The sequence below is a fragment of the Mesorhizobium sp. M0816 genome, assembly GCF_040320005.1.
Lineage (GTDB): Bacteria > Pseudomonadota > Alphaproteobacteria > Rhizobiales > Rhizobiaceae > Mesorhizobium.
This window is the reverse complement of sequence record NZ_JAMYOT010000003.1, coordinates 451,440-461,354: the sequence shown is the minus strand read 5'-3', so window position 1 is coordinate 461,354 and position 9,915 is coordinate 451,440. Positions and strand designations below refer to the sequence as shown.

The following is a 9,915-nucleotide window of genomic DNA, read 5'->3' as shown; positions in this document are numbered from 1 at the left end:
TGCCGGTCGATGCCATACCAAGCCGTCGAAAACTGCTTTCCCGGCCTTCAAAAAAGCCCCATTAACTCACCAACCAGGATTTCGCTTCCCGTGCAAAGCCCTCACAAGGGGAGAAGGCGGAGCCTCGCCGACAGCTCGGCAGGGTTAGATGACAAGCAGAAATCTCGAACGGAATGATCTCTCATGCCGACAGTCGCCCCGCTCGATCTCGAAGGCCACTGCCTCGCCGCCGTGTTTCTCGGCGACGTGCCGCATTTTGCGCTGGCCGACGGCACAATCCATCGGCTCGACCACGGCCACAAGGCGGTGCAGGCCAATGACGGAATGCTCGCCGCCTTCCATGATGCGGCAAACGACCGACTGATCACCGGTGGTGAGGACGGCAGGATCTTTGCCGTGACCCCAGGCGGCAATACAACGGAATTGGCGACCGCAGGCAAAAAATGGATAACCAGCGTCGCCGCCGGGCCGCAAGGCGCTGTTGCCTATGCTTCGGGCAAGATTGCCTATGTGCGCTTTGCCGACGGCAAGACCAGGGAATTCTCGCATCCGCGCTCGGTCGAGGGGCTTGCCTTCTCGCCCAAGGGCATGCGCTTCGGCGTTGCCCGCTACAATGGCGCGACGCTGCACTTCCCGGCTGCCGACGGCAAGCCGGTCGAGCTCGAATGGGCCGGCGCCCACACCGGCATCGCTTTCTCGCCGGACGGAGGCTTCGTCGTCACCACAATGCAGGAAAACGCGCTGCATGGCTGGAAGCTCGCCGACGGCAAGCACATGCGCATGTCCGGCTACCCCGGCAAGGTGAAAAGCCTGTCGTGGAGCGCCAAGGGCAAATGGCTGGCGAGTTCCGGCGCGCCGGCGGCGATCGTCTGGCCGTTTTCCGGCAAAGACGGGCCGATGGGCAAGGCGCCGCTGGAACTCGGCGCGCGCGGCAGCTCCATGGTGACCACGGTCGCCTGCCACCCGAGCCAGGACGTCGTTGCTATCGGCTATGATGACGGGATGGTGATGGCGGTGCGCTTCGCCGACGCCAAGGAAGTGCTGTTGCGCCGGCCGGGCAAGGGCGCCGTCACTTCGATGATGTGGGACAAGGAAGAGCGCCGCGTCGCCTTTGGCAGCGCTGCGGGCGACTGCGGCGTCATCGATATTTCGGCGTAGCCTGTTACTTACTCGGCTCCGCAAGATACTTTGCCGGTCAATTCAGCCTGCTTGCCGTCCTTTTCGGCATCGGCCGTTACATCATAGATTGAGAGCAAATAGCGACCGTCATAGACGCCTTCCTCGCTGGCCTTGGTCAGGATCGCCAGTTCGACATAGCCGTAGGCGTTTTCGACCTGCCGTTCGTGGTAGACGAGCAGCCGCAATTCCTTGTTGTCGAGCCAATATTGCGTGAGGTTCTGATCCTCGAACAATGTCTCGCGCAGACTGTCGCCAGCCGGCCTGCCCAGAATCTCGAGCTCGCCGCTAAAATTGAAGGTCGGCCCGCCCATGCCTCTGGTGATCCCGGCACCGACCTGAAATTTGACGGCTGCATCCTCGGCGGAACACCAGATGCCGCCGGACGCCAGAGCCGCACCAACCGACGACAGCAGCGTTGCTGCGCAGACGATCGCCCGCACCATCTTATGCCCTCCAGCCGAAGTACCATTGGCGCCCGAAGGCGGCTCGCGGTCAAGCGCCTGTTTTCATTCAAATGACCGCTGACCCAACACAGGGCAGCCGCCCGGCCAATTGCGGTGGCGGATGCCGATTGTCTAAAGTGCGACTGAGAGGGCCGGCATGAACGTCATGAACCATTCAAAGACTTGCATCGGCGGCATCGGCCCGGCCCGGATCGTCGAGTTGCGCGCGACCGAGGCAGAAGTCTTCCGCCGGGCGCGGCCAAAATCGATGGCGAAAATCGGCAATGGCCTGCCCGGCTTCTTCGGCGGCGTGCCGATGCATTGGATGAACGACTGGCCGACGCCATTCCCGATCCTGGTCGACAGTGCCAAGGGCGCTGCGATCACCGACATCGACGGCAATCGGCTGGACGATTTCTGCCTTGGTGACACCGGCTCGATGTTCGGCCATTCGCCGCCGCCGGTCGCCCGCGCCATCCGCCGGCAGGCCGGACGAGGACTGACCTATATGCTACCTTCCGAAGACGCGCTGGCCATCGGACCGTTGCTGCAGCAGCGCTTCGGTTTGCTGTCGTGGCAGATCGCGACGACGGCGACCGATGCCAACCGCTTCGCGCTGCGGGTTGCCCGCGCCGTTACCGGCCGGGAGAAGATACTGGTCTTCAACGGCTGCTATCATGGCTCGGTCGACGAGACGATGGTGCGGCTGGTCGCCGGGAAAGCGGTGAATCGACCGGGACTGGCCGGCGAATTCCGCGACCTGACCCGGGCGACAGATGTCGTCGAGTTCAACGATTTGCCGGCGCTCGAGGCGGCACTCCGGGGCAACGATGTCGCCTGCGTCATCGCCGAGCCGGTGCTGACCAATTCCTGCATGGTGCTGCCCGAAGCCGGCTTTCATGATGGCTTGCGGCGTCTCACCCGTGCGACCGGCACGCTGCTTCTAATCGACGAGACGCATACAATTTCGACCGGTCCCGGCGGCTATACAAGCAAATACGGGCTGGAGCCGGACCTGTTCGTGCTGGGCAAGCCGATTGCCGGCGGCGTACCGGCGAGCGTCTGGGGCATGAGCGAAGACGTTGCGGCCCGCTATGCCGCTTATATCAGTCGGAAAGAGCCCGGCTACTCCGGCATGGGGACAACGCTGTCGGCCAATCCGCTGCAATTCGCAGCGATGCGCGCCACGCTCGAATACGTCATGACCGACGAGAACTACAGCCATATGGACCATCTGGCGCAGCGGCTCGACGCCGGGCTGACCGCCGTCATCGATCGCTATCGTCTGCCCTGGCATGTTGCTCGCGTCGGTGCCCGTGTCGAGTTCATCTGCGCGCCGGGCCCGCTGAGGAACGGCGGCGAAGCGGAAGCTGCGCACGTGCCGGAGCTCGAGGCGGCAATCCATGTCGCGCTGGTCAATCGCGGCGTGCTGATCGCACCCTTCCACAACATGATGCTGATCTCTCCTACGACCAGCGCCGCCCAGGTGAACCGGCTGATCACTGCCTTCGGCGCGGTTGCGGCAAAGCTTACGGCGTGAGACAAGCTTGCGGCATGAAACAAGCGCCCAAGCAAAGTTTGAACCTGGTCACGGCATCCCCTTCGGGCTCGACGCCCGCCGAGGCGCAGGCCTTTCTCGACGCTCATCCCGAGATCGAAGCGTTCGACATCGTGCTGACCGACGCCAATGGCGTCGGGCGCGGCAAGATCGTGCGCCGGCATGAGTTGATGAGCATCTACGAGGGGGGCCGGCACATGCCGATCTCGATCCTCGGCCTCGACATCACCGGCGAGGATGTTCACGAGACCGGGCTGATCTGGACGACGGGCGACGGCGACCTGCGGGCGTGGCCGATCCCCGGCACACTGGTGCCGCTGTTCGCCACCCAGCCGCCGCGCGGCCAGGTGCTGATGGCGATGTACCATCTCGATGGCCAGCCGATGTCGTCCGACCCGCGGCTGGCACTCGCCCGCCAGGTAGACATCCTCGCGGCCAAGGGCCTGCATCCGGCCGGCGCCTTCGAGCTCGAATTCTTCCTGCTCGCCAACGAGCGCGATGCCGAAGGCAAGGTGCAGCCGGCGCACGCGGTGCTTGACGGACGCCGCTCGGCCAAGACGGAGGTCTATTCCGTCGACCATCTACACGGCATGGAGCCGCTGTTTTCCGACATCTACGCCGCAGCCAAGGTGCAAGGCATCCCGGCCGAGACGGTCATCTCGGAATATGCGCCCGGCCAGTACGAGCTGACGCTCAACTACCGCAAGGATGTGATGCGGGCGGCCGACGATCTCGTGATGCTCAAGCGACTGGTGCGGGCGCAGGCGCGCCGTCATGGTGTCACCGCTTGCTTCATGGCCAAGCCGATCGAGAAATATGCCGGCTCGGGCATGCATTTTCATGTCTCGCTGCTGGATGATGCCGGCAAGAATGTCTTTGCCGAAACCGGCGGCGAAAGCTGGTCGCTGCCGCTGCTGCGCGGCCTCGGCGGACTGATCCAGACGATGGCGGAATCGATGCTGGTCTTCGCGCCGCATGCCAATTCATGGCGGCGCTTCGTCTCGCAATCCTATGCGCCGGTGGCGCCGACCTGGGGCGTCAACAACCGTTCGGTGGCACTGCGTGTGCCGGCCGGCGATGCCAAGAACCGCCGCATCGAGCACCGGCCATCGGGCGTCGACGCGAATCCTTACCTAGTGGCAGCAACGGTGCTGGCCGGTGTCGTCAAAGGCCTCGACGAAGGCCTCGATCCCGGTCCCGAAACCACCGGCAATGGCTACGAATCGGCCGTCACGCGCACGACGATGCCGGTCGACTGGCGTGCCGCGATCGAGGCGGCAAGGGCGTCGACCTTCCTCAAGGGCGCATTGGGCGAAGACCTGCACCGGACGTTCGTGGCGATCAAGCAGTCGGAATATCTGCGCGTGGCGCGCACGGTCAGCGAACTGGATTATCACCTCTATCTGCACGAGGTGTAGGGCATCACATCGTCGGCCATCCGCCGGTGAAGGCCCATGCGGAATAATTTCAACGGAACCTTCGGCGGGCTTTGCTCATTGCGTGTCTGATTGCAGGAGCGAGCAAGGCCGCCTTAGTCATGATCGCCAGGATGCAGACAACCCCGACGCCGCACCATGCCAAAGTGCAGGCAAGACGCTTGCCTGCAAGCAAGTCTCCGGAAACGACAGAAATCGACGCCAGGACGATTCCTGAACTGCGCGAAACGGCCAAGATCTGCCGCCGCTGTCCGCTATGGCACGACGCCACGCAGACCGTGTTCGGTGAGGGCCCTGATAAAGCTAAGGTGATCTTCGTCGGCGAACAGCCGGGCGACCAGGAGGACCTGGCGGGCAAGCCCTTCGTCGGTCCGGCGGGCAAGGTGTTCGACGCGATCCTGGACGATGCCGGCGTCGATCGGCTGAAAGTCTACGTCACCAACGCGGTCAAGCATTTCAAGTTCGAGCCGCGCGGCAAGCGGCGCATCCACTCCAAGCCAAACGCCGGCGAGGTGCAGGCTTGCCGCTGGTGGCTCGACAAGGAAATCGATCTGATCAAGCCCAATCTGGCGGTGGCGCTCGGCGCAACGGCGGCGCAGGCGCTGCTTGGCAAGGTGGTGCCGATCATGAAGATGCGCGGGGCCGTCGTGGAGCGCGACGATGGCTTGCGTGTCTTCGTCACCATCCACCCGTCCTTCATCCTGCGCATTCGCGAGCCGGCGGACAAGCAGGCAGAACGCGACCGGTTCCTGCAGGATATGAGAGCGGTGAAAAAGCTGATGGCCGCCTGAGCTATTTGATCAATATCGCCCGGAGATCGTTGACGTTTGTGCCGGTCGGACCGGGTACGAAAAGGTCATCTACGGCATTGAATGCCGTCCAGGCGTTGTTGCCGGCAAGCATGGCCTTGGCATCGACGCCCGCCTTATGCATCCGCGACACTGTCGAGCCGTCGGCGAAGGCGCCGGCATTGTCTTCCGAACCGTCAATGCCGTCGGTGTCGGCGGCCAGTGCGTGGACGCCCGCCATGCCGCTGATCCCAATGGCGAAGGCGAGCAGGAATTCCGAGTTGCGGCCGCCTTTGCCTTTCGCGCGCAAGGTCACGGTCGTCTCGCCGCCCGACAGGATCAGCACCGGTTTTGCGAATGGCCGGTTGCGCGTCGCCACTTCGCGCGCGATTGCGGCGTGGACGCTGCCGACCTCACGCGCCTCGCCCTCGATGGAATCGGAGAGAATGACCGCTTCGATACCTTGGTACCTGGCTTCGGCCGCAGCCGCTTCCAGCGATACGCCGGCCGAGGCGATCAGATGTACCTCGTTGCGGATAAAACGCGGGTCGTCCGGACGTGGCGCATCGGCGGCCGGCGAATTGATGTGCGCCATCACTGAAGCCGGTAGTTTCATGTCATAGGCGGCGATCGACGCTAATGCATCTTCGCGGCTGCCTATATCCGGCACGGTCGGACCAGAAGCGACCAGAGCCGGATCGTCGCCCGGAATATCAGAAACAACCAGCGAGACCACCTTGGCAGGATAGGCGGCGGCCGCCAGCCTGCCGCCCTTGATCGAGGACAGATGTTTGCGGATGGTGTTCATCGCGGCGATCGGCGCGCCGGAGGCGAGCAGCGCCTCGTTGACGGCGATCTCGTCGGCTAGCGTCAGACCTTCGGCAGGTGACGGCAGCAGCGCCGAGCCGCCGCCCGAAATGAGCGCCACGACGAGGTCGTCCGCAGTCAGTCCCTGGACTTTTTCGAGCAGCCGCCGGGAAGCTTCGAGCCCCGCAGCATCCGGCACCGGATGCGCCGCCTCGATGATCTCGATGCGCCGGCAGGCCGCGCCATAGCCGTAGCGGGTGACGACCAAACCTTCGATCGGCCGGTCCCACACTTTCTCGAAAGCCGCCGCCATCTGCGCCGAGCCTTTTCCTGCACCGATGACGATGGTCCGGCCCTTCGGCCTTGCCGGCAAATGATCCTTGATCGACCTCTGGGGATCGGCGGCGGCAACGGCGGCGTTGAAGATCGAAATGAGGAAAGGCTTGGGATCTACCTCTGTCATTTTGCTTCCGCCGGCAATGCCAGCTCGCGCGCGTCGATGCGGAGATGCTCACACAGCGTATCCACGACCACTCCGTGGTCCTCGCGCTCCGGTAGACCGGAGACGGCGATCACGCCGATGACGCCAGCGCCCTTGACAGTGATGGGAAAGCCGCCACCGGCCAGCACATAGTCGGCAATGTCCAGCCCCTCGCCGGGCTTGAAGCTGCGGTCGGGGCGCTGCTGCTCCAGCACAATGCGGTAGGTGCTTTTCAAGAACCGCCGCACGACGTTGATCTTGCGCCGCGCCCAGTCCGGATTGGAGGCGTTCGAGCCGGGCATTGCCGCATAGAACAGCGGCCGGTCGAAAGTTCTGATATCGACGATGATCGGCAGGTTTTCCTCGAGAGCCCGGTCGCGGATCGCCGAGCCGATCTCGAAAGCGACGGCTTCATCGAAGGCCGAAAAGACAAGCGTGGCTTCCTGTTTCTTGATCAGAGCGATGTCGTCCGCAACGGCCATGTCGTTCCCCTGTCGATCTCGCCTGTTGCTTTGGCGGATGGCTGCCGCCCGGTCAAGCCGGCCGCATACGACGGCTAAACCGCTATATCCGCCTTGGCCGCCCGGCCGGCGACATAGACCTCGCGCACGGCGCGGTCGTCGCCGAGCGTCTGCAGCAGAAACAATTCCTCGGCGAGCGTGTCCGCCGTCTCCACCCGCAGCCGCATCGCCGGCGTGGCGCGGGCGTCGAGCACGATGATATCGGCGTCGCTGCCTTCCTCCAGGGTGCCGATCTTTTCCGCAAGCGACAGCGCCTCGGCATTGCCGCGGGTCAATTGCCAGAACGACTGGAACGGATTGAGCTTCTCGCCGTTCAGCGCGATCACCTTGTAGCCCTCGTCCATGGTGCGCAGCATCGAATAGTTGGTGCCACCGCCGACATCGGTGGCGGCGGCGATGCGAAGCGGCTTCTCGCGGCGGCTATAGCGCTGATAATCGAACAGGCCCGAGCCGAGAAACAGGTTGGAGGTCGGGCAGAACACCGCCACCGAGCCGCTATCCGAAAGCGCATCCGCCTCGCGTTCCGACAGGTGGATGCAATGGCCGAACAGGCTTCTGCGCCCGAGCAGCCCATAGTGTTCGTAGATATCGGTGTAGTCCCGCGTCTGCGGGTACAATTGCTGCGTGAAGGCGATCTCGGCGTGGTTTTCCGACAGATGCGTCTGCATGTGCAGATCAGGATATTCGCGGCAGAGCGCGCCCGCCATCTCCAATTGCTCGGGCGACGAGGTGATGGCGAAGCGCGGCGTGATGGCATAGTGCTGGCGTCCCTTGCCGTGCCACTCATCGATCAACGCCTTGCTGTCGTCATAGCCCGATTGCGGCGTGTCGAGCACGCCGTCCGGCGCGTTGCGGTCCATCATCACCTTGCCGGCGATGTTGAGCATGTTGCGGTCGTGCGACTCGGCGAAGAACGCTTCGGCAGATTCCTTGTGTACCGAGCAATATGCCGCGACTGTCGTGGTGCCATGCCGCAATACTTCATCCAGGAACAGCCTGGCGATACGGCGGCCATGCTGGGCGTTCTGGAATTTTGTCTCTTCCGGAAAAGTGTAGGTGTTCAGCCAGTCGAGCAGCTCGGCGCCGAAGGAAGCGATGACCTGCATCTGCGGAAAATGCGCGTGCGCATCGATGAACCCGGGCAGCAGCAGATGCGGCCTGTGGTCGATTTTTTTTGTTCCCTCGCCCGCCTTTTTCTCGACCTCGGCATAGGCGCCCGCGGCAACGATCCTGCCGTCGCGCATCAGCAGGCCGCCATCTTGCTCGTAACGCCAGGCGGAATGGTCGTCGATGGTTTCGGGCCAGCGCAAAAACGACAGCGTACGGCCGCGCAGGAGCGTGCCGGTCATTTCCTTGCGCCTTCGAACCATGCCACCAGCAGTGCCCGTTCCTCGTCGGTGATCTGGGTGACGTTGGCGGGCGGCATGGCGTGGCTGCGGCCAGCCTGCAGGTAAATCTCGCCGGCGTGCTCGGCGATGCCGGCATCGGTATCGAGCATCACGCCCTTAGGCGCGTGGTAAATGCCCGCGTAGGACGGCTCCGCCGCGTGGCACATCGAACAGCGGCCAAGCACCGTATCGCGCACGGCGGGAAAATGCGCCGAGGCGACGTAGACCTGTGCAGCCGACGAGGCCTTCACCTCGCCGGTCAGCAGCTTCGGTGCCGTCGACAGCCAGATGATGACGACGAACAGGACGGCGGCCGCCAGCCAGGTCCAGGTCGGATTGCCTTTGCGCGCATGCCTGGTGTTGAAATAGTGCCGGATCAGCACGCCGATGATGAACACCAGCGAGGCGATGACCCAGTTGAACTCTGTCCCGAACGCCAGCGGATAATGGTTCGACAGCATCAGGAACAAAACCGGCAGCGTCAGGTAATTGTTGTGCAGCGAGCGCTGCTTGGCGATCTTGCCGTATTTCGGATCGGGCTTACGGCCGGCGATCAGGTCGGCGACGACGATCTTCTGGTTGGGGATGATGACCATGAAAACGTTGGCCGACATGATCGTCGCGGTGATGGCGCCGAGATGCAGGAAGGCGGCGCGGCCGGTGAACAGGTGGGTCAGTCCCCAGGCCATGAATACCAGCACCCCATACAGCACCAGCATCAGGCCGGTGTCGCTGTTGCCGAGCGGCGAACGGCACAAGAGATCGTAGACCACCCAGCCGACGCCGATCGTCGCCAGCGACAGCAAGATGCCTGTAGGCACCGACATGGCAAGCACATTCGGATCGATCAGGAACAGGTCCGCACCGGCATAGTAGACGACGCACAGCATGGCGAAGCCCGACAGCCAGGTGGCGTAGGATTCCCACTTGAACCAGGTCAGATGCTCGGGCATCTCAGCCGGCGCCACCAGATATTTCTGCACATGGTAGAAGCCGCCGCCATGCACCTGCCATTCCTCGCCGAAGGCTCCGGCAGGCATGCCCGGACGCTGGCGCAGCCCGAGATCGAGCGCGACGAAATAAAACGACGATCCAATCCAAGCGATACCGGTGACGACGTGCAGCCAGCGCACGGCGAAACTCAGCCAATCCCAGAATATCGCGAAATCCATCATGAAAGAAATCGTCCCTGCCGATCCACTGACTTTACGGACTGGAGCGCAAACGGAAAGGGCCGAGCTGCACGATGACTTTCAAAAAAAATTGGAAAATACTAGGCTGATCATACGCAGCCACATGAGAGCCACGGAAGCC

At 63.3% G+C, this 9,915-nt stretch carries 9 protein-coding genes; 4 read left to right on the top strand and 5 right to left on the bottom strand.

Annotated features, from left to right (window positions below; translation table 11 throughout):
* Nucleotides 1–183 precede the first annotated feature (183 nt).
* The gene (locus NKI17_RS06660; RefSeq protein WP_352620706.1) at nt 184–1,158 is read left to right on the top strand and encodes a WD40 repeat domain-containing protein; all 975 of its coding nucleotides are present in this window, start codon (nt 184–186) and stop codon (nt 1,156–1,158) included.
* Nucleotides 1,159–1,166: 8 nt separating this feature from the next.
* Here NKI17_RS06660 and NKI17_RS06655 read toward each other — a convergent pair whose 3' ends face one another.
* The gene (locus tag NKI17_RS06655; RefSeq protein WP_352620704.1) at nt 1,167–1,622 is read right to left on the bottom strand and encodes a hypothetical protein; all 456 of its coding nucleotides are present in this window, start codon (nt 1,620–1,622) and stop codon (nt 1,167–1,169) included.
* A gap of 157 nt (nt 1,623–1,779) precedes the next feature.
* Between NKI17_RS06655 and NKI17_RS06650 the strand changes: the two genes are divergently transcribed.
* The 3 genes from NKI17_RS06650 to NKI17_RS06640 all read left to right on the top strand — a co-directional run bounded on the left by NKI17_RS06650 (nt 1,780) and on the right by NKI17_RS06640 (nt 5,407).
* Nucleotides 1,780–3,162 (top strand): aspartate aminotransferase family protein, encoded by a 1,383-nt coding sequence (locus NKI17_RS06650; protein ID WP_023676236.1) that lies wholly within the window; start codon nt 1,780–1,782, stop codon nt 3,160–3,162.
* Nucleotides 3,163–3,176: 14 nt separating this feature from the next.
* On the top strand, nt 3,177–4,598 hold the full coding sequence (locus NKI17_RS06645; RefSeq protein WP_031211659.1) for a glutamine synthetase family protein: 1,422 nt from the start codon (nt 3,177–3,179) through the stop codon (nt 4,596–4,598).
* Between the two features lie 86 nt (nt 4,599–4,684).
* The gene (locus NKI17_RS06640; protein WP_280952098.1) at nt 4,685–5,407 is read left to right on the top strand and encodes a UdgX family uracil-DNA binding protein; all 723 of its coding nucleotides are present in this window, start codon (nt 4,685–4,687) and stop codon (nt 5,405–5,407) included.
* A 1-nt stretch (nt 5,408) separates the two neighbouring features.
* On the opposite strand, the gene NKI17_RS06635 is transcribed toward NKI17_RS06640, so the two are convergent.
* The 4 genes from NKI17_RS06635 to NKI17_RS06620 form a co-directional block, all read right to left on the bottom strand.
* A complete protein-coding gene (locus NKI17_RS06635) occupies nt 5,409–6,674 on the bottom strand; it encodes a glycerate kinase type-2 family protein (RefSeq protein ID WP_352568394.1) in 1,266 nt (421 codons plus the stop codon).
* On the bottom strand, nt 6,671–7,174 hold the full coding sequence (locus NKI17_RS06630; RefSeq protein WP_352795611.1) for a heme-degrading domain-containing protein: 504 nt from the start codon (nt 7,172–7,174) through the stop codon (nt 6,671–6,673). The genes NKI17_RS06635 and NKI17_RS06630 overlap by 4 nt, the downstream gene beginning before the upstream one ends.
* Nucleotides 7,175–7,248: 74 nt before the next feature.
* Nucleotides 7,249–8,562 (bottom strand): guanine deaminase, encoded by a 1,314-nt coding sequence (gene guaD, locus NKI17_RS06625; RefSeq protein ID WP_352590957.1) that lies wholly within the window; start codon nt 8,560–8,562, stop codon nt 7,249–7,251.
* A complete protein-coding gene (locus tag NKI17_RS06620) occupies nt 8,559–9,776 on the bottom strand; it encodes a urate hydroxylase PuuD (RefSeq protein WP_352590954.1) in 1,218 nt (405 codons plus the stop codon). Before NKI17_RS06620 ends, guaD begins: the two co-directional genes overlap by 4 nt.
* Nucleotides 9,777–9,915: the final 139 nt, after the last annotated feature.